The organism is Novosphingobium sp. LASN5T, assembly GCF_003856955.1.
Classification (GTDB): domain Bacteria; phylum Pseudomonadota; class Alphaproteobacteria; order Sphingomonadales; family Sphingomonadaceae; genus Novosphingobium.
In genome coordinates this window covers 15,877-35,121 of record NZ_RQSI01000008.1, presented here as the reverse complement: position 1 = coordinate 35,121, position 19,245 = coordinate 15,877, and the positions used below count along the sequence as shown (strand labels likewise).

At 63.2% G+C, this 19,245-nt stretch carries 16 protein-coding genes and 3 pseudogenes; 8 read left to right on the top strand and 11 right to left on the bottom strand.

Annotation, left to right across the window (positions count from 1 at the left end; translation table 11 throughout):
* Positions 1-59 precede the first annotated feature (59 nt).
* Positions 60-224 (bottom strand): annotated as a pseudogene (locus EH199_RS07495) (JAB domain-containing protein); the annotation flags it as partial.
* Positions 225-713: 489 nt separating this feature from the next.
* On the opposite strand from EH199_RS07495, the pseudogene EH199_RS07490 reads away from it, so the two are divergent.
* Positions 714-2,044: pseudogene (locus EH199_RS07490) on the top strand (transposase).
* Between the two features lie 196 nt (positions 2,045-2,240).
* Here EH199_RS07490 and EH199_RS07485 read toward each other — a convergent pair.
* The 6 genes and pseudogenes from EH199_RS07485 to styA all read right to left on the bottom strand — a co-directional run bounded on the left by EH199_RS07485 (position 2,241) and on the right by styA (position 6,960).
* Complete coding sequence (locus EH199_RS07485) at positions 2,241-2,471, bottom strand: DNA-binding protein (protein ID WP_070156447.1); 231 nt, start codon at positions 2,469-2,471, stop codon at positions 2,241-2,243.
* A 409-nt stretch (positions 2,472-2,880) separates the two neighbouring features.
* Positions 2,881-3,412 (bottom strand): annotated as a pseudogene (locus EH199_RS07480) (IS5 family transposase); the annotation flags it as partial.
* A gap of 356 nt (positions 3,413-3,768) precedes the next feature.
* Positions 3,769-4,482, bottom strand: a complete 714-nt coding sequence (locus EH199_RS07475; protein WP_083276925.1) for an OmpW family protein — start codon at positions 4,480-4,482, stop codon at positions 3,769-3,771.
* A gap of 68 nt (positions 4,483-4,550) precedes the next feature.
* Positions 4,551-5,084 (bottom strand): styrene-oxide isomerase StyC, encoded by a 534-nt coding sequence (gene styC, locus EH199_RS07470; RefSeq protein ID WP_223806530.1) that lies wholly within the window; start codon positions 5,082-5,084, stop codon positions 4,551-4,553.
* A 48-nt stretch (positions 5,085-5,132) separates the two neighbouring features.
* Positions 5,133-5,633: a flavin reductase family protein gene (locus EH199_RS07465; RefSeq protein WP_070156439.1), complete on the bottom strand. Its 501-nt coding sequence runs from the start codon at positions 5,631-5,633 to the stop codon at positions 5,133-5,135.
* Positions 5,634-5,691: 58 nt separating this feature from the next.
* Complete coding sequence (gene styA / locus EH199_RS07460; RefSeq protein ID WP_070156438.1) at positions 5,692-6,960, bottom strand: styrene monooxygenase subunit StyA; 1,269 nt, start codon at positions 6,958-6,960, stop codon at positions 5,692-5,694.
* A gap of 118 nt (positions 6,961-7,078) precedes the next feature.
* On the opposite strand from styA, the gene EH199_RS07455 reads away from it, so the two are divergent.
* The 3 genes from EH199_RS07455 to EH199_RS07445 all read left to right on the top strand — a co-directional run bounded on the left by EH199_RS07455 (position 7,079) and on the right by EH199_RS07445 (position 9,993).
* Positions 7,079-8,047 (top strand): LysR family transcriptional regulator, encoded by a 969-nt coding sequence (locus EH199_RS07455; protein ID WP_190287182.1) that lies wholly within the window; start codon positions 7,079-7,081, stop codon positions 8,045-8,047.
* Positions 8,048-8,150: 103 nt separating this feature from the next.
* A complete protein-coding gene (locus EH199_RS07450; protein WP_070156436.1) occupies positions 8,151-8,456 on the top strand; it encodes an EthD family reductase in 306 nt (101 codons plus the stop codon).
* 34 nt (positions 8,457-8,490) lie between these two features.
* Positions 8,491-9,993 carry an aldehyde dehydrogenase gene (locus tag EH199_RS07445; protein ID WP_070156435.1) on the top strand — a complete coding sequence of 501 codons (1,503 nt, stop codon included), beginning with the start codon at positions 8,491-8,493 and terminating at the stop codon, positions 9,991-9,993.
* A 62-nt stretch (positions 9,994-10,055) separates the two neighbouring features.
* Here the strand turns inward: EH199_RS07445 and EH199_RS07440 are convergent, their stop codons facing one another.
* From EH199_RS07440 to paaG, 4 genes are read right to left on the bottom strand one after another with little or no spacing between them, the layout of a single operon-like run.
* Positions 10,056-10,793 (bottom strand): NUDIX domain-containing protein, encoded by a 738-nt coding sequence (locus EH199_RS07440; RefSeq protein ID WP_070156434.1) that lies wholly within the window; start codon positions 10,791-10,793, stop codon positions 10,056-10,058.
* 19 nt (positions 10,794-10,812) lie between these two features.
* Entirely contained in the window at positions 10,813-12,093 is a 1,281-nt protein-coding gene (locus EH199_RS07435; RefSeq protein WP_070156433.1) for an AMP-binding protein, read from the bottom strand.
* A 27-nt stretch (positions 12,094-12,120) separates the two neighbouring features.
* Positions 12,121-14,157 carry a phenylacetic acid degradation bifunctional protein PaaZ gene (gene paaZ / locus EH199_RS07430; protein WP_070156432.1) on the bottom strand — a complete coding sequence of 679 codons (2,037 nt, stop codon included), beginning with the start codon at positions 14,155-14,157 and terminating at the stop codon, positions 12,121-12,123.
* 26 nt (positions 14,158-14,183) lie between these two features.
* Positions 14,184-15,098 carry a 2-(1,2-epoxy-1,2-dihydrophenyl)acetyl-CoA isomerase PaaG gene (gene paaG, locus EH199_RS07425; protein WP_223806529.1) on the bottom strand — a complete coding sequence of 305 codons (915 nt, stop codon included), beginning with the start codon at positions 15,096-15,098 and terminating at the stop codon, positions 14,184-14,186.
* On the opposite strand from paaG, the gene EH199_RS07420 reads away from it, so the two are divergent.
* From EH199_RS07420 to paaA, 4 genes are all read left to right on the top strand, one after another.
* Positions 15,076-16,518 carry a 3-hydroxyacyl-CoA dehydrogenase NAD-binding domain-containing protein gene (locus EH199_RS07420; RefSeq protein WP_070156430.1) on the top strand — a complete coding sequence of 481 codons (1,443 nt, stop codon included), beginning with the start codon at positions 15,076-15,078 and terminating at the stop codon, positions 16,516-16,518. The genes paaG and EH199_RS07420 overlap by 23 nt on opposite strands.
* Positions 16,515-16,955 carry a hydroxyphenylacetyl-CoA thioesterase PaaI gene (paaI, locus tag EH199_RS07415; protein ID WP_070156429.1) on the top strand — a complete coding sequence of 147 codons (441 nt, stop codon included), beginning with the start codon at positions 16,515-16,517 and terminating at the stop codon, positions 16,953-16,955. The genes EH199_RS07420 and paaI overlap by 4 nt, the downstream gene beginning before the upstream one ends.
* Positions 16,948-18,150, top strand: coding sequence for a 3-oxoadipyl-CoA thiolase (gene pcaF, locus EH199_RS07410; protein WP_070156428.1), 1,203 nt, complete (start codon positions 16,948-16,950; stop codon positions 18,148-18,150). The genes paaI and pcaF overlap by 8 nt, the downstream gene beginning before the upstream one ends.
* A 70-nt stretch (positions 18,151-18,220) precedes the next feature.
* Positions 18,221-19,216, top strand: a complete 996-nt coding sequence (gene paaA, locus EH199_RS07405) for a 1,2-phenylacetyl-CoA epoxidase subunit PaaA (protein WP_070156427.1) — start codon at positions 18,221-18,223, stop codon at positions 19,214-19,216.
* The last annotated feature ends 29 nt before the right edge of the window (positions 19,217-19,245 follow it).

Genomic DNA, 19,245 nt, shown 5'->3' with positions numbered 1-19,245 from the left:
TGCTCCGAAGCGTTATACGCCATCAGGCGTACATGGCCGGCGGCAGTCGATGCGGGCGTTCAGATCAACCCTTTTGCCTTCAGCGAAACATGCCCTTCGCGCCCCACGATCACGTGATCGTGGACCACGATGCCCAGCAGCCGCGAAGCCTCGATCACACGCTGGGTGATCTGGATGTCGGCCCGGCTCGGCTGCGGCGAGCCGGAGGGGTGGTTGTGGATCATCCCAGCTTGCACGAATAAATGATTGATTTAATTCGAAAATTATACTGATTAAATCTCGTTGGGGGCTGAAATGAGGGGCGGATTAAATCCCGCTCACGCCTCCTCGTTACGCTACCATGACACACCCCCGTGCACCCATATTGAATGCGGTTATAGTCCCCTTTTTAACCTTGGGACAATGTGAGTCTGGCAGCGCGTTCGAGATGACAGCTCCCAGTCATACGGGAGAAAAGCCGCGCCAAGACGCAGCGAGTGGGTCATCTATTGGCGATGGCAGTACTATCAATTTGCTAGAAATGATTACCGTACGGCGTCCTCGGCTGTCCGCGAACTTTCGTCAACGCGTGAGGCAAATACGGTGCCGTATCCGGATTTTTGTAAGCAAGTCCTTGAGGAAAAGACAAGGGCCTCCGACCTTAACGCGTAACTGCTCACGGGGTTGCCAGAAAAGGTGTTGCGCCCGGAATCAGGATTTGATTCAGCCTGAGCATGTCGCCGCCGCCGCTTCATGTTCTGACCGAGGCGGAGAGGAACGCACTGCTGCCTACACAGCACGAGATGATCGAGCGGATGGCGGCTCGGATTTCGGAACTGGAGGCGCCGGTCGGTAAGCCGCGCAAGACGTGGAAGAACTCACGCGTCCCGCTCTCGAAGGACGATTTCGGCAAGGGTGGCAGTAAGGGCCGCAAGGCGAAGGACGGCAAGCGCCCCTCGCGAGTTGGCAGGCACCGGCCTCTGTCCGAGACACCGGATAAGACCGAGCGGGTCATGGCGACGGCCTGCGGGCATTGCGACAGCGATGTTTCGGGTCAGGTCCAGCGCTGCCGTCATCGCTATGATCACATCGATTTGCCTGCGATCTGGCCGATCGTCACACGCATCGAGTTGTTCGGTGGCCGCTGCCGCGAATATCGCGCCGAGGCGCCTGCCGAGATGGCGCCGGGCACGCTGTTCGGCCCCGGGATCGGCTCGCTGCTCGCATATCTGCATCACAGCCACCATGTAGGCTTTGAACGCTTGGCCCGGTTTGCCGACGAGTTGTTGTTCGGTCTGGTCATCTCCGAAGGGGCAATCGCCAATGTCTTGCGCCGCATGGGCGGCAGTGTACCAAAGCGATCGACAAGTTGCTGACCATGCGGGTGATCGCATCGGACGAGACGACGATCCGCATCAACGGCGTCATCCATTGGCAGCGGGTGTTCCTCTCCGACAAAGCCGTCCCGCACAAGTCGCCCCACGCCGGCACGCAGCGTCGCTGAGTAGGTGCTCGGCGGCCATCAGCCCGATGTGTAGATCTCTGATCGCTATGCCGGTCAACAGGAACTGGGCAAAGCGCACCCGGTGCGCCTCGCCCACGTGTTGCGCGATGTTTAATACGCCATCGACTGCGGCAACGGGGCCTTTGCCCTGAAAGTCCGCGATCACCTGCGTTGGGCCATCCGCATTGGCAAGCGACGGAGCAGCCTGAAAGACACAATGCTGGCCACCTATGCCGCCAAGGCCGACAATGTGCTTACCCGGTTGATGCGCATGCCGATCGTCCATCCGGCCGGACAGGCGCTCCTCAGACAAATCAAAGCGTGGCGAGGGAAGTTCTTCGTCTTCCTCTCCAACCGCGAGGTCCCAGCAACCAACAACATCTCCGAGAGAGAGATCTGCCCATCGGTGGTGTTCGAAAGGTCACCAACGGCTTCCGCTCGGGATGGGATGCACAGATTCATGCGGGCTATCGCTCTGTGACCGGAACGGCCCGTCTCTCCGGACAATCCGCGCTCCGCGCCATCCGCAATCCCGTCGACGGCAATTTCGCTATCGCCTGATCCGCCTCGATCCCGAGCCAACCCCGTGAGCAGTTACCTTGACGCCGCAGAGGGACTGACAACAGTTGCTTGGTCCGCGGCGTTCCTCGTTTTGGAGTGCTTGCCACGCCGGCAGGCTTGTCGATCGGGCTCGATGTGGGGGCCTTTATTGTTGGGGACGCGTGCGCGGCTCGTCAACGGTAGGGAGCAAGAGCTATTAGACCTCTGTGACGCGAGCCCGGCCGATCACCTTGGAAGGCTTGCAGACAACCATGTTCTTCTTGTCCCAGACGTCCAATTCCTCGACAGGGTACAGGACAGCTTTCCCTACCTTGATGAACGCGGGGCCAATCCGCATTCCCCGCCAACTCTCCAACGTGCTGACAGTGACAGCCCCGCGATAGCGTTCGACCACTTCCTCGACAGTCAGATACTTATTGTCGGACATAGGATGCCCCATTGGTTTTTATCCTGAAGACTTCTTTGACTGGACGACTCATGTGGTGACGCTTGGGTCGACAAAGAATGAGGTGATCCGGCTGGCCGCGCAATGGGTGGGGCAATGAAGTGCCGAACCAATCGATAAGCGTATAGAGAGACAAAAAATGGAGCTTCTTGCTTCATTTTGCTCTTCTGGTGCGTGGATTGGTCTCGGAGCCGACCCGGCGCTCCTTGAGGAAGCGCCGTGGTGGTCGACATATGACGGTTGAGATGCGAGACGGGCAGCCGGAGCGGTGGCTTCGCCGGGAACCGGCTGCACGGAACGCGCTCGCGCGTGGAGGAAGCTGGGCGGAATCAGGTCCGATGGGCGCCGGGGCAGCGCCCCGGGACTACTCAGCCGCGCCCAGCGACGCTGTGCGGAACCAGTCGGGATCGTAGCCTCGGTTACCGAGCAGCGTTTTGGCGCGGGCAAGGCGTCGAGCATGAGGGCGGCGCCCTTGTAGTCGCTCACCTGCCCCTCGCTGATCGGCATGATCAGCGGCCTGCCGTTGCCGTCCCATACGGCATGGCGTTTGGAATTCAGGCCGCCTTTTGTGCGTTCGATACGTCTGCGAACAGCCACTTTTTGAGCAGGCTGGCGGCGGTCCGATGCGCCTTCAGGTGCGTCGCATCGATCATCAGCTGGTCGGGCTTGCCGCCCCGCGCCGACAGGGCGGAGAAGATCTTGTTGAGCACGCCAAGCAGGCTCCACCGGACGAAGCGGTTGTAGATCGTCTTCGACGGACCGTAGTCGTCGGGCGCGTCGCGCCATCGCAAGCCGTTCCTGATGACGAAGATCATGCCGCTGATGATCCGCCGGTCGTCTACCCGTGGCACGCCATGCGACAGCGGCAAATATGGCTTGATCCGGCACATCTGCGCCTCCGACAACCGAATCAAATCGCTCATGGCAAGGCCTGCCAACTCCGTCATCGAATCAACCGATCCTCATCTCCGCGAATGATTTGATAGATCCTGAGCCTAGCGTAGAGGCCCCTGAGGTCACCTCATCCGAGATTTGAATTCAAGGCTTCCGCCGGCAGCCCGCAGGTCATGCAATATAGCCGCAAGGTGCCGACCCTCCATCCAAGCTGGACCTTGCGAAATCCCTCGGGCGGGAGAAACTCGCGCATATTTTCGTTGTCGTTCGGCGCAGCAGACTCGGGGGGAGAGGCTATGCAGCCCCGTAGACCACATTTCGGACAGGAAATGACTACCATGATGTCCTATCCATCCTTTTGACTGCGCCGCGCCGAACCCGCTTGTCAGAAGTGGAAGCTCAAACCGCCTGTCACGATCAGCGGATTGATGCGGATGTTGGCCCTCGCCGGCGCGCCCGCCACCGTACCGCGAGCGGTCGTGTTGAGGAAAATCTGCTTTGCATCGACAAAAAGGCTCAAGCGGTTGCTCAGCCAGCTCTCGATGCCACCCTGGAGAACAACCCCTACCGGGCTCTTGACCTTCAGGTTCTGAACCGCCGCATCGTGGTTCTTGAGCACGATCGTATAGTTGATGCCGGAGCCCAGATAAGGCTGGAAATGCTTGCCAAAGTTGGTGATGTGATACTGAACGGCGGCGACGGCCGGACCGTAGGTCACCTTGCCCAGCTTGAGCCCGGCTAAGGGGCCGGTGCCATACAGCGTGGCGGTCGGCGGTGCGCCGACCGTCAGGGATACCGAAACGTTCGGGTTGAAATAATAACCGCCCTCGATCTCGCCGGTGAAATTGTTCTTGACGCGTACGCTTGCTCCGGGGACCTGCTGGCCCCCGACAGAAATCTTGGCGCCCTCATCGTAAATCACTTCGGCCGGCCCGGCGCGGATGAACCAGTGCTTGAACGGTGCCTCTTCCGCAACGGGCGGGGGTGCGGGGGCGTCGGCCGCTCGGGGCGTCGCGTCGGCACCGGGCTCGGGCGTGTCGGCCAGCGCAGGTGCCGTAATGCAAACCGCGCAGATCGCGGCCATGATCCTTGCCTTCATAAATCATCCTCCCATGGCGCAATGTGCTGCGCTCTACTGAATCGTCTTCGGATAAGTGTTCCGGCAACTCAGCGCCGGGCATCCTGGATCGCGCGCAGCCCGATCATGAACAGCGCGATCATCACGAGGACGCCGAACAGATAAGCAGGGGCAAGCGCGAGGAAACTGAAGATATTGGCATCGCCCCATTTGTTGGGGCCAAATGACAGGCCGCGGTTCGGCGCCCAGTTTCCGAAAAAATAGAAACCGGTGTTCGACCAGCCGTCGAGAACGACGATCCAGCCCCAGAGGCGCGCCTGCTTCGGCGTAAAGGAGAGGAGCGGCAGGATGAATGCGACTGCGATCACCATCAACCCGTTCATGACGGGTCCGGTGTGCGCGCGCGCCCAGCCTTCGGCCGAGCCGGGGAGCTGGAATTTCCAGTCGATGCCGGGGAGCGGGAAGATCCCGCCCAGCAGATACATCCACAGGCCGAGGCCTCCGACCAGGGCCATGAAGATCATGAGCACGCCGTTGCCAAGCATGACATTGCGCAATGCAACGCGATGGAATGCATCGTCCTTTTCCGTCGGGGAAGCCGATGCTTGCGAGCGGGACGCCAAAGTTGCCATATTATCCTCTCCTCATTGTTTTCCCGGGTGTTCTTCACCTCAGGCGGCGGCAGCGACCGGAAGCGCGTGGAAGCGTCCGCCGTGAAACAGCAACGGCGGATGGTCCGCAAAATAAACGCCCTGTATGACGCCGAAGAATACGACATGGGTGCCGGCCTGCACCTGATGGTCGACTCGGCATTCGATCGCTGCAAGTGCCGTCTGGAGGATCGGCAGCCCGTGGACATCGCCCGCCGTCCAATCACCATGCTCGAACCGGTCGTCACCCTGCAGGCCGCTCCGGCCCGCGAACACTTCCGCTACCGGCTGATGATGCTGAGCCAGCAGATTGACCGCGAACAGGCCGGTTTCCCTGATCATCTGACACGTTCCGGTCGCGGTGTTCACACAGGCGAGGATGGTAGGCGGCGACGCCGAGACCGAGCAGACGGCAGTTGCGGTCACTCCCCGCCGGTCCCCATCACGCTGGGTGGATACGATGCTCACGCCGGCCGCGAGGCAGGACAGAGCTCTGCGAAATATGTCATCGGTTACGGACATCGGGTGTCTCCCCGGAAGGTGAAGGCCGGCCCGCACCCCAGCGGCCGGCCGACCTTCCTCATTCAGCTGCAACTGTGACTTCTTCGTCGTTCGCCGGCACCGAGAGGCGCTGCTCGATCCAGCGCTGGACGCGCTCGGGGCTCGAGAAACAGTCCCACTGCTTCTCCGGGAAGTTGAAGTTCTCGGTGAACTCGTCGGCGAGCGGCGGGTTCTGGCTAATCGCGCCGATGAACTGCAGAAGCTCAGGCGCAAGCGTGTTGAAGCCACGGAGGATATAGTTGGTCCAGCGGGTGGCGCTGAGCACCCGGTCACCGCGACGTGCGTCGACCTTCTCCATGAAGCGCTCGTCGAACACCTCATTGGCCACGATCTCCTCGCCGAGTATCACGCCGGCATAGGATGCCATGTTCGCGCCCTGGCCCAGGACCGGATCGACCACGGCCTGCACGTCGCCGAGCGCGACCGCGAGCTTGCCGTTCGACAGCCTGGTGTAGCTCGCGCGCACGGTTGGCGTGACACCGCCCTGGAGGATGTCGAGCGGCCCATTGGCAAGATCGAAGGTGTCGAGGTCGATGCGCTCGTAGCAGGTCGGATAGTGCTTCTTCAGCTTTTCGAGAAGAAGCGCGATGAAGGCCTTGGGATCGTCGTCATATTTGGTCTTGGCGAGGATCTCGAGATCGCCGCCGATATGGTTCTCCATGACGAGCGCGCTGACCATGCCGTTGAACGAGAGAGTGGGAATCTCGATCATCTCGCCCTGTCCGGGAGAGAAGAACATCGTCACGGCGCGCGTTTCCGTCTCGCGGATGCCCTTGAAGAGTCCGACGCACAGCGCGCGCTGCGGCCGATCGAATGGCGAATAGGCGGGCTCGTGGGCGAACATCTGGCCGAACGGGCCCTTGCCGGTGCATATGACGATCAGATCGTGCTTTTCGGAGATCTCCGGCAGATCCTCGTGGGCGATCGGCTCATAGACGATGGTCCCGCCGCGCGCTGCGAAATCCTCCATCAAAGCGGGCTGATAGATGCGATAATCGACGGCCCGGCTCGGCTTTTCGAGCTTCCCGTAGAATTCGAGCGGCTGCGGGCCGCCGATATAATAATAATGCCCTGCATAGCCGGCATCGGGCCAATGGTTCACGCCAAGCCGGTCCTCGCGGGACACGGTGACATGGTGGTGAGCCACGGTGTTGAGGAGGCGCATCGACGCATATTCCTCGGGCCGCCGATCGGTGTAGATCGTCGCCTCGACGCCGTTCTCGATAAGGTGGAGGCCAAGATGAAGGCCTGCGGTGCCGGCGCCGACGATGCCGATCGATTTCGTCATATCCTCTTCCTTTCGCGGATGGTCGGGAATTGCTTATTTTGTTTCATCCTATTTACCGACCGAGCGTTCAGGCGTAAATCGCCTGTTCGTGCTAGTATATATTCCATATGGAATAGGTATGACAGACCGCCTCGAAGCCTACGCCGCTTTTTCGAAAATGATGGAGCTCGGCTCCTTTTCCGCGGTCGGGCGGCAGCTTGGCATCGCTCAGTCGACTGTCAGCAAGCATATCGCAGCGCTCGAAAAGGAGTTCGGTATCCAGCTCTTCCATCGAACGACTCGCCAGATTCGGCCGACGGCTGAGGCCGAGCGGATCCATGAACATGTCCACCGCATGCTCGATGCGGCCGAAATGGCCCATGCCGTCGTGCACGGGCAGCAGCCGGAAGCGAGCGGACTTTTGAAGATCGCGGTGCCGCACACGCTGGGGCGGTGTCTCGTGCGGCCGCTGGTCCACACATTCCTCGAGCTCAATCCGCTGGTCTCGGTCGATCTTATCGTGGCAGAGCAGGAGCCGGACCTGGCCGCCGGCGGTTTCGAACTCGCGGTGGTGACGGACGCGCCCTCGGAAGGTCCGCTTATCGTGCGGACAGTCAGGCGCTTCGAATGGCTTGTCGTGGCCTCGCCCGAGTATCTCTCCCGCAACGGTATCCCAGAGACCGCTATCGATCTTGAAGACCATGAAGTGGCGTGCGCGCCGTGGATGGCAGACGGCGTCCTCGCATTCGATTCGGAGAACGGCCGGCAGGCCATCAAGGTCAGTGGACGCTTCATCACCAACAGCGACGACACAGCCTTTGAAGCCGCGATGGGTGGCCATTGCGTCGCGATCGTGCCGGCATGGCTGGCGGTCGAGGGTTTCGAGCGCGGGGCGCTCCAGATTCTGTTGCGGGACTATTTCCTACCGTCGATCGCAGTCAGCATCGTCTACCCCCAATCGCGCTACCCTTCGCGGCGGGCGAGGGCCTTCATCGATTTCGCGGCGGCGCGGATGATGCAGAGCCGTGACCTGCTCGCCCGCATCGACCCTGCGCTTGCGAGGCCGCAGCCACATTTCGTGCGTCCGGACGAGCCGATCCCGATCTGACATCAATTGATTTTGCCGTGACGATGCCATAACGCTTGTGATTAGCCGTCTGACCGTTCATGCTATTAATGTCGTCAGCATGCAAAAAGACGGGAGAGACGCCATGAAGAAGATGCTTGCCCTTTATCGGGCCCCGGAGGACGCCGAGGAGTTCCTGCGGCATTATCGCGAGGTGCATATGCCGCTGGTGCGCGCGTTGCCCGGCCTCGTCGACGTTGCCATTACCCGGATCAGCAGGACGCTGGTCGGAGAAGAGGGTGTCTTCCTCTTGGCGGAAATGAGCTTTGCGGATGACGCCGCATTGGCGGCGGCGCTCAAGAGTCCGGAAAACGCAGCGTGCGGGAAGGACGCCATGGACTTCGCGGGCAAGCTTGTGACCGTGATGACGGGAGAAACCCTCGCGCTCTGACCGGTATCACCGGCAAGATATACAGGAGAGAGATATGGCAACTGCTTCCAATATCGTGACCCCCCTCAACGACGTCACCGCCTTCCTGGGCACCGAGCATGGCCTGTTCATCGACGGGTCCTGGCGCGAAGCGCGCAGTAGCGACCGGATCGACGTCTATAACCCGGCGACAGGCGAGCGGATCGCGTCTGTCGTCAACGCCAACGCTCAGGATGTCGACGACGCGGTGCGCAGCGCCCATGCGGCCTTCGAGAGCGGCGCCTGGTCAGCGCTTGCCCCGGCGGAGCGCGAGCGGCTGCTGTTGAAATTTGCGGATCTGGTCGAACAGAATGCCGAGGCGCTGGCCCAGCTGGAAACCCTCAACCAGGGCAAGTCCATCAACATCTCCCGCTACGTCGATATTGGCGGTGCTCCGTCCTATATGCGCTATATCGCGGGCCTGGCGACCAAGGTGACCGGCGAAACTTTCGATGTCTCGATTGGTGCGATTCCGGGCGGCCGGTACAATGCCTCGACGCGGCGCGAGCCCATCGGCGTGGTCGGCGCGATCTCGCCGTGGAACTTTCCGATGATGATCGGGCTCTGGAAGATCATGCCGGCACTCGCAGCGGGCTGCACGGTCGTCCTCAAGCCATCCGAGCTCACACCCCTGACAAGTATCCGCCTTGTCGAACTCGGCCGGGAAGCAGGCCTGCCCGATGGCGTCCTCAATCTCGTGACCGGCGACGGCCGCGCCGGAAAGGCCCTGGTCGATCATCCTCTCGTGTCGAAGATCAGTTTCACCGGATCGACCGCGACCGGAAAGGCGATCGCACGAAGCGCAGCCGAGCGGATGCTGCGGACCTCGCTCGAGCTCGGTGGAAAGAATCCGGCGATCTTCCTCGCCGACGCGCCGATCGAGAAAGCGGTGCAGGGCGCTATCCTCGGCGGCTTTTTCAACAATGGCCAGGTTTGCGCGGCCTCGTCGCGACTTTATGTGGCACGCGACATATACGAGCCCTTCGTGAAAGCGCTTGCGACCGCGGTCGACGGCATGGCGATCGGGCCGGGACTCGATCCCGCAGCCCAGATCAACCCGGTCGTTTCGGCGGGTCATCGCCAGAAGATCCTGGATCATGTCAGCAAGGCTCGGGAAGATGGCGCCAGGATCGTGGCGGGCGGCGACCGGCCCGATCTGCCAGGCTATTATGTGCGGCCGACCATCGTGGTGGATGCGGGGGCGGATCTTGCCATCTCGCGCCAGGAAGTGTTCGGCCCGCTGGTGACCGTGACGCCCTTCGACAGCGAGGACGAAGCGATCAGGCTCGCCAACGACAGCGACATGGGCCTGGCCGCCTCGCTCTGGACCAACGATCTGAAGAAGACGATGGAGCTCACGTCTCGGATCAAGGCCGGAACGGTGTGGGTGAACTGCCATAATCTGATCGATCCGAACATGCCGTTTGGCGGATTCAAGGAATCCGGCATCGGTAGGGACTTCGGCGTCCGGTCGCTCGATCCCTACACCGAGGTGAAATCGGTCTGCATCGCCTATTAATGGATCGCAGGCCTGCATCGGCTGTCGCTGCGCGGCGGCGACGGTCGATGCCTGTGGCCTGGTTAGCCGAGTATCGCCTTGTCGAGAGGTTCAGCCGTCACCGGATACCCAAGATTTTCCGGAATGCAGAGATGCGGAATGCCTCCACGATCTTCGATCCAGGGGCTCACCATGCCGATCGGACGCTGGGCGGCATCTTCGCAGGCCTCAGCGATGTTTCCGAAATGTGCCAGTCGCTCGACATTGCGGCGGGTCGGGAACATAAGCTTCGTCGTCCCCTGATCCGCGCCGTCGAGCAAAGCCTTCGCACTCGTCCAGAAGACACGCGAAATCTCCGAGCCGTCAGCGATCGGGAGCGGTAGAGCCTCCGGCGCGCGGGCGAGAAAAAAATGCGTGTCGAAGGGACGTTTCTCGAGACCCACCGGGCACCAGCGCGCAAACGGGACGAGGGTTGCGATCGCGAGCCTGACGTTCCGCTCCGCCAGAATGGCAGATAGGGAACGACCGGCGCGAAGCTCCACGCCGATCTCGAACATGGCCTGTTCGCACGGCCTGGGCTCGGCCGCTATCAGGATGCCCGTTTCTTCCGCCGTCTCGCGGATCGCGGCGACCTTCGCGGCGTCGAGCGAGTGATTGGCAGAGGCGTAATCTACCGGCTCGATCCGCCCGCCGGGAAAGGCGACCGCGCCGCCTGCGAAACGCAATCCTGCGGCACGTTCGACCATTAGCAGCTCGGGAGCGGTCGGCCCGTCACGCATGACGATCAGGGTCGCGGCAGCTATCGGTGCTTCGTCCTTCATCGGTCAGAGGCGAGGGAATTCACGCGCTCAGCGCCTGGAGCCTCAGATCGCGAACATGCGACGCCTTGCCGGTGGATCGCGGAATATCTCCGATCCGCCTCAGGTTGATACGCGCCGTGACGCCGATGACATCCTTCACGTAGGATGCAAGCAGCCGGCATTGGGCGGCGCTCGCTTCATGGTCGAGGTCGCCGCGCGGCTCGACTTCGATCAGCACCTCGTCCATTCGCGAAGGCCGGCTGATTTCGATGAGGAAATGGGGCGCCAGACCCGGGCATTTGAGAACCTGTTCTTCGATTTGCGTGGGGAAGACGTTCACGCCACGAATGATCAGCATGTCGTCGCTTCGGCCGACGATCTTGGCGATACGCCGATAGGGAAGCCCCTCGCCCGGCAACAAGCGGGTAAGATCGCGGGTGCGGTAGCGGATGATCGGCAGTGCCTCCTTCGTGAGCGACGTGAAGACGAGCTCGCCTTCCTCGCCGTCTGGAAGCACTTCTCCGGTCTCGGGATCCACGATCTCGGGGAGGAAATGATCTTCCCAGATGGTCGGGCCGGACGTTCCCGCGATCTCCTGGGCAACGCCCGGTCCCATGACTTCGGAAAGGCCGTAGATGTCGCTTGCCCGGATGTCGAACGCCTCCTCGATCTCGCGCCGCATTGCTTCGGTCCAGGGCTCCGCGCCGAAAATCCCATAGCGCAGCGACGTCGCGCGCGGATCGAGGCCCTGCTTGCGATATTCGTCGAGGATACAGAGCATATAGCTCGGCGTGACCATGATGATCTCGGGCTTGAAGTCCTCGATGAGCTGGACCTGTTTTTCGGTCTGGCCCCCGGACATCGGAATGACGGTGCATCCGAGCGCTTCGGCTCCATAGTGGGCGCCCAGACCGCCTGTGAAGAGGCCGTAGCCATAGGCGATATGCGCCTTCATGCCAGGCCGTCCGCCCGCGGCATGGATGCAGCGCGCGATCAGGCTAGACCAGGTCTTGATATCGTTGGCGGTATATCCGACGACGGTGGGGCGACCGGTCGTTCCGGACGAGGCATGCACGCGCGAGACCTGCTCCTGGGGCACCGCGAACATTCCGAACGGGTAGGCCGCCCGCAAGTCCGCCTTGGTCGTGAACGGCAAAAGCGCAATGTCGGCGAGCGACCGGATATCGGCCGGGCTCACGCCCCTCTGCTCGCACTTTGCCCGGAAACTTGCGACGTTGCGATAGGCATGCGCCACCGACCATTGCAGTCGCTCGAGCTGGAGCGCCTCCAGTTCTGCTCGCGTCCTGGGTCCGTAATCCATCTTTCTCTCCCATCCCTCTTTTATAGATCAGAAGGCATTCATCGTGAGCAACTCGTAGGCGGCGACTATATCGTCCGCCGTATCGGTGACGGTCACGGCCCAGCGGACCTCGCCATAGTCGTCGTTGCGCCGGGTCTTCGCTTTCACCGTCAGCGAGACCTTGATCGCCTCTCCCGGGGAGACGGGCTTCACGAAGCGAAGCGAGTCCAGCCCGGTATTGGCCAGCACGGGCCCGGGCGCCGGATCGACGAAGAGGCCCGCGGCGAAAGACAGGAGGAGATAGCCATGCGCCACACGGCCCGGGAAGAACGGGTTCGCCGTGGCCGCCTCTTCATCCATATGGGCGTAGAAGGTGTCGCCCGTGAACGTCGCGAAATGCTCGATATCCTCGAGCGTGATCGTGCGCGACGCGGTGTCGAAGGTCTTGCCGATCGCCAGTTCGTCGAACCGCACGCGGAAGGGATGCTCGCCCTCGCTGGGCTTGGGCGCGCCGGGCAGCCACTGACCGACGATGGCCGAGATCGTTCGCGGGCTGCCCTGCAAGGCGGTGCGTTGCATATAGTGCTTCACGCCACGAACGCCGCCCATCTCCTCGCCGCCGCCGGCACGGCCGGGTCCGCCGTGGATCAGCATCGGCAGCGGCGAGCCGTGACCGGTCGATTCCCTGGCGCAGTCGCGATCGATGAAGATGACGCGGCCGTGATAGGCGCCCGCACCCAGCGTGAATGCACGCGCGATCCCGGGATCATAGGTGAAGACCGACAGCACCAGGCTACCCTTGCCGCGATTGGCGAGCGCGACAGCGTCGTCGAGATCCTTGTAAGGCATCAGCGTGGAGACAGGACCGAACGCCTCGACATCGTGGATGAGGTCGGCACTCCAGGGATCGTCGGCCCGGAAGAGCAGGGGTGAGATGAAGGCGCCGCTCCCGCCCGCATCGCCGGTGACCTCGACGCTGTCGATGGCGCCGAAGGCGAGACGCGCCTCTGTTGCAAGTTCGCGTGCCTTCTCGCGCACATCGTCCAATTGCGAGGCGCTGGCGAGCGCTCCCATCGTTACCCCCTCGATCCGCGGATCGCCGACGACGACCTTGGCGAGTCGGGCCTTGAGCGCCGCCTCGGCATCGTCGAGCAGGGCGGCCGGCACGAAGGCGCGCCGGATCGCGGTGCATTTCTGACCGGCCTTTACGGTCATCTCACGCACGACTTCCTTGATGAAGAGGTCGAACTCGGGGCTATCCGCGGTCGCGTCGGGACCGAGGATCGACGCGTTGAGTGAATCCCGTTCGGCGATGAAGCGGACCGACTCTTGAGCGATCGTGGGATGCGACTGGAGCTTCATCGCGGTCTGGGCCGAGCCGGTGAAGGAGACGACGTCCTGGCAGGTGAGATGTTCGAACAGATCGCCGGTGGAGCCCATGATGAGCTGCAGCGCGCCGCGCGGCAGAACCCCGGCGTCCAGCATGATGCGCACGGCCGCTTCGGCGACATAGCCCGTCGAGGAGGCCGGTTTCACGATGGCCGGAACGCCTGCGAGCAGGGTCGGCCCGAGCTTCTCCAGCATACCCCAGACGGGGAAGTTGAAGGCGTTGATGTGCAAGGCCACGCCCTGGAGCGATGTATAGACGTGCTGGCCGATGAACGTGCCCCGCTTCCCGATCGGCTCCACGGCGCCATCGATCAGGATCGTGTCGTCGGGGAGCTCGCGCCTGCCCTTGGATGACGTCGTAAACAGGGTTCCCGCGCCGCCCTCGATGTCGATCCAGCTGTCGGTGCGCGTCGCGCCTGTCTGGTAGGAGATCTCGTAAAGCTCTTCCTTTCGCTCGATGATCGCCTGCGCGAGCGCCTTGATCATGACGGCGCGCTGGTGGAATGTCATCGCCCTGAGCGCAGGGCCACCGATGTCGCGGCCATGTGCGAGCATCGCCTCGAAATCGAGGCCCTGGCTGCCCGTAAGCGCGACCGTCTCGCCGGTGATCGCGGAACGCACCTCGGACAGGTCTCCTGCCGCCGTCTTCCACTCATCGAGCGCGTAATTCTGCAGGGTGATCGGAAAGTTCGTCATATAATCCTCTTGCTCGAATTCCTGGTTCAGCGTCCCGTGAACTGCGGCTTGCGCTTCGCCATGAAGGCGGCGACGCCTTCGCGATAATCCTCGGAAAAGCCGAGTTCACGCATCGCGTCGCGTTCCAGCTCGAGCTCGGTTTCGATCGGCTGGAGCCAGGACTGGCGGATAAGTCTTTTGGTGGCGGCGAGGCCTCTGGTGGGACCGGCCGCAAAGCGCGTCGCCAGCGCCTCCACTTCGGCGCCCAGGGCTTCGTCATCGACGCATTTCCAGATCATGCCCCAGCGTTCGGCGGTCTCGGCGGGCAGGGGGTCTCCGGTCAGCGCCAGCCCGAGCGCCCGCGCCTGCCCAACGAGCCGCGGCAAGACCCAGGTGCCCCCGGAGTCGGGAATGAGCCCGATATTGGCGAAGGACTGGATGAATTTCGCGCTGCGCGCGGCGATGACGATGTCGCAGGCAAGCGCGATGTTGGCGCCCGCGCCCGCCGCGACGCCGTTGACCGCGCAGATGGTGGGCTTTTCGAGATTGGTGATCCGCCGGATCAGCGGAGCATAGAAGCGTTCGACGGATTCGCCGAGATCCACGGCCTGTTCGCCCGGCGCAACCGCGCGATCGGCGAGATCCTGGCCGGCGCAAAAGCCGCGGCCCGCACCGGTCAGCACGAGCACGCGCGCGCTCTGGTCAGCCGCCGCGATGTCGAGCGCGGCCGCGACCTCCTCGTGCATCTGTGCGGTGAAGCTGTTCAACCGATCCGGCCGGTTCAAGGTGAGCTTCGCCACCCCGTCCGCCAGATCGAAGTCGATGGTCTGGTAACTCATCAACGCCCTTTCCGATTCATCCTCTTTAATAGACTGCCCGGTCGGACTATTATTGGCAAGCGGGAAATTGCTGGTTAGGAAAGTCCCCAAGGAGATTCGGATGAACAGGAAGGTTGCGGTCATCGGCGCGGGCACGATGGGAAGCGGTATAGGCCAGGTAGCCGCGACGGCGGGGCATGAGGTGGTAGTGATTGACCGCGACGCGAGCGCTCTCGATCGCGGTCGGCAGCTCCTCGCAAAGTCGATCGGTGCGCTGGTCGCGCGCTCGCGGCTCGATCGGGACGATGCCGACACCATCGTAGCACGTATTGGCTGGTCGCAGGAGCTGGGCGATGCCGCGGACGCGGGCCTGATCATCGAGGCCGTGCTCGAAGACCTCGATGTCAAGCACAGGCTCTTCGCGGACCTCGGCGCGCTTGCCGCGCGTGACGCCATCGTCGCCAGCAACACCTCCTCGCTCTCGATCTCCGAGATGGCGCGCAGCCTGCGCCATCCCGAGCGTTTCGCTGGCCTTCACTTTTTCAACCCGGTGCCCGCGATGAAGCTCGTCGAGGTGGTCGCGGGGGCAGAGACCAACCCTGTGGTTGTCGAGCAGCTGACCCGCCTCATGGCCGCGTGGGGCAAGCACGCGGTCGCGGTGAAGGATGTGCCCGGCTTCATCGTCAATCGCGTGGCGCGGCCCTTCTATGCCGAGGCCTTCCTGGCACTCGACGAAGGAATTCCAGCCGCGCTGATCGACGACGCGATCAGCAGCGGGGGCGGGTTCCGGATGGGGCCGCTCACGCTCGCGGATATGATCGGCCACGATGTGAACTATGCGGCCGCCCGCTCGGTCTTCGATGGGATTTCCCCGCACGCGCGGTTTCGGCCCCAGCCGGCGCAGGCGCGGCTGCTGGACGAAGGGCGACTAGGCCGCAAGTCGGGCAGGGGGGTCTATGACTATGGAGCCGCCGAGAAAACCGGGCAGGTCGATCAAACGACCGCCAGCCAGCGGCCAGCGCCTCAAATCGCCGTCGCCCAGGACGCGCAGGACTTTCTCTGGCTGAGCGGGAGGCTGTCGACCTCGCCTGCGACAGGAATACCTGCCGGCAGCATTTCGGTTGATGGCGTCATCGTGGCGAAGGGAGACGGCCGCACGCTCGATCAGCGGCGCGAAGTGGACGTCCTCCTCGACCATGTTCATGACCACGCCATATCGCCGGTGCTGATCGCATCGGCGCGCGACGAGCGTTCGGCTGCGGCCGCCGCGGATCTCGCCTTCGCGCTCGATAAGAGGCTTCTTCTCCTTCCCGACCGGCCGGGCCAGATCGTCCTGCGGACCCTGGCGCAGCTCGTCAATGGCGCGGCGGATGCCGTCGAGGATGGCATCGCGCCGGCCAACGCCATCGACGAGGCGATGATCCACGGTGCCAATTATCCGCGCGGGCCATTGGCCTGGGCCCGCGATTTCGGGCCTGCCAGGCTGAAGCAGACACTCCTCCATATCGCTGCCGGCACGGACGATCTTCTTTATTCCCCGTCGCGCGGGCTCGACCGCCTGTGAGCGATGCGCGAGCCAGAGCGATCACCGATCTCCTGCGGACCCGCGAGACGATGGGCGCCGAGTGGGGGATCGAGATCGAGGAGGTGCGGACCGGATATGCCCGCATCGCCGTCACCGTCAACGCCTTCATGCTCAACGGCTATGAAACCGCCCATGGCGGCGCGATCTTCACGCTGGCCGATCAGGCTTTCGCCTATGCCTGCAACTCCCACGATGCCTTCACCGTAGCGCACGCCGCGTCGATCAGCTTCCTCGGCCCCGCCAGACGCGGCGACCGTCTGATCGCGGAAGCGAGCGAAGTCATGCTGTCCGGCCGCAGCGGCGCCTATGCGGTGACGGTGCGCACGAGCGAGGGGCGCGCCGTCGCGTCCTTTCACGGCCTTTCCCGCACCATCGGCGGTGCGATCCTGCCATCGGAGAACCAAGACGATGCCTGACGCTTTCATCTGCGACGCGATTCGCACACCTGTTGGCCGCTATGGCGGCAGCCTTGCCGGCGTGCGCGCCGACGACCTTGCCGCAGTCCCGATCCGGGCCCTTGTCGAGCGCAATCCGAAGGTCGACTGGGCCGCGCTCGACGACGTCATTCTCGGCTGCGCCAACCAGGCAGGCGAAGATAATCGCAATGTCGCCCGCATGGCGGCGCTGCTGGGAGGTTTCGGCGAGCAGGCCCCGGGCACCACCGTCAACCGCCTGTGCGGCTCGGGGATGGACGCGGTCGCAATGGCGGCTCGTGCGATCAAGGCGGGCGAAGCAGAGTTCATCGTCGCAGGTGGGGTGGAGAGCATGACCCGCGCGCCGTTCGTCATGCCCAAAGCCGACGGGCCGTTTTCGCGGTCCAACGCGGTTTACGACACCACCATCGGCTGGCGGTTCGTGAACAAGGCGCTCAAGGCTCAATTCGGTATCGATTCGATGCCGGAGACCGCGGAGAATGTCGCCCAGGATTTCCACGTGACGCGCGAGGATCAGGACCGGTTCGCGGCCGAAAGCCAGCGCCGCGCAGCGTCGGCCCAGGCGTCCGGCCGGTTCGATGCCGAGATCGTTCCCGTCGCGGTCCCGCAAAGGAAAGGCGATCCTCTGCTTGTCACCCGCGACGAGCATCCGCGCGAGACCAGCGTCGAAACGCTCGCCAGGCTGAAACCTATCGTGCGCCCCGACGGAACGGTCACCGCCGGCAATGCATCCGGTGTGAATGATGGAGCGGCCGCCATCATCGTGGCGAGCGAGGCTGCCGCCGCAAAATATGGCCTCACGCCGCGCGCCCGCGTGGTGGGCGGCGCGGTTGCGGGCGTTCCTCCGCGCATCATGGGGATCGGTCCCGCCCCGGCTTCCGAAAAGCTGCTCGCACGGCTCGGCCTTTCGATCGGCGACATGGATCTTGTTGAACTCAACGAAGCCTTCGCCAGCCAGGGCCTGGCCGTGATGCGCCGGCTCGGCCTGCCCGACGATGCGGAGCATGTGAACCCGAATGGTGGTGCGATCGCGCTCGGTCATCCGCTGGGCATGTCGGGCGCGCGCCTCCTGCTGACCGCCACCGAGGAGCTCCAGCGCCGCGGCGCCCGCTATGCGCTGTGCACGATGTGCATCGGCGTCGGGCAGGGCATCGCCACGATCATCGAGCGGGTCTGAGCGCACAAAATTAGTTGACCGTCCGGTCGGTGAATTATATACCGGATTCGTACTGAGAAGGAGCAAGCCGATGTATACCACCGAGCTCAAGGAGCAGGGCGGTAAGGTCGCCCCCGTTTCGATCGTGTCCGAAGACCCGGAACTCGTCGCCGCCTTCGAGGCGCGGGTGGCCGCGGACGAATTCATCGAGCCCAAGGACTGGATGCCCGAGGCTTATCGTCGGACGCTCGTGCGCCAGATCTCGCAGCATGCGCATTCCGAAATTGTCGGCATGCTACCGGAAGGCAACTGGCTGACGCGCGCGCCGTCGCTGCGACGCAAGGCGATCCTGCTGGCCAAGGTGCAGGACGAAGGCGGCCACGGGCTCTATCTTTACTGCGCCGCCGAGACGCTCGGCACGAGCCGAGAGGAGATGATCGAGGCGCTTCATGCGGGCAAGGCCAAGTACAGCACCATCTTCAATTATCCGACGCTGACCTGGGCCGATATCGGCGCCATCGGCTGGCTCGTCGACGGCGCCGCGATCATGAACCAGGTGCCGTTGCAGCGCACGTCTTATGGTCCCTATGCCCGCGCGATGATCCGCGTCTGCAAGGAGGAGAGCTTCCACCAGCGCCAGGGTTACGAGATCATGATGACGCTGGGCGCCGGTACAGCCGAGCAAAAGGCGATGGCACAGGACGCGCTCAACCGCTGGTGGTGGCCCTCGCTGATGATGTTCGGTCCGCCCGACGCGGATTCGCCCAATTCCGCGCAAGGCTTCCGCTGGCGGATCAAGCGCGACAGCAATGACGATCTCCGCCGGAAATTCGTCGATGCGACCGTGCCGCAGGCGGAGTTCCTGGGCCTGACGATCCCCGATCCCGACCTTCGCTGGAATGCTGAGAAGGAAGGCTATGATTTCGGCGAGATCGACTGGGAGGAATTCTATGCCGTGGTTCGCGGCGAGGGACCGACCGCCAGGGAGCGCATGAAAGCCCGACGCGACGCCTGGGAGCAGGGCGCCTGGGTCCGCGAGGCGGCCGACGCCCATGAAGCCAAACGCCGGGCCCGGCTTGCCGCCTGAGACCTGTCGACACCATAAACAAGGACGAT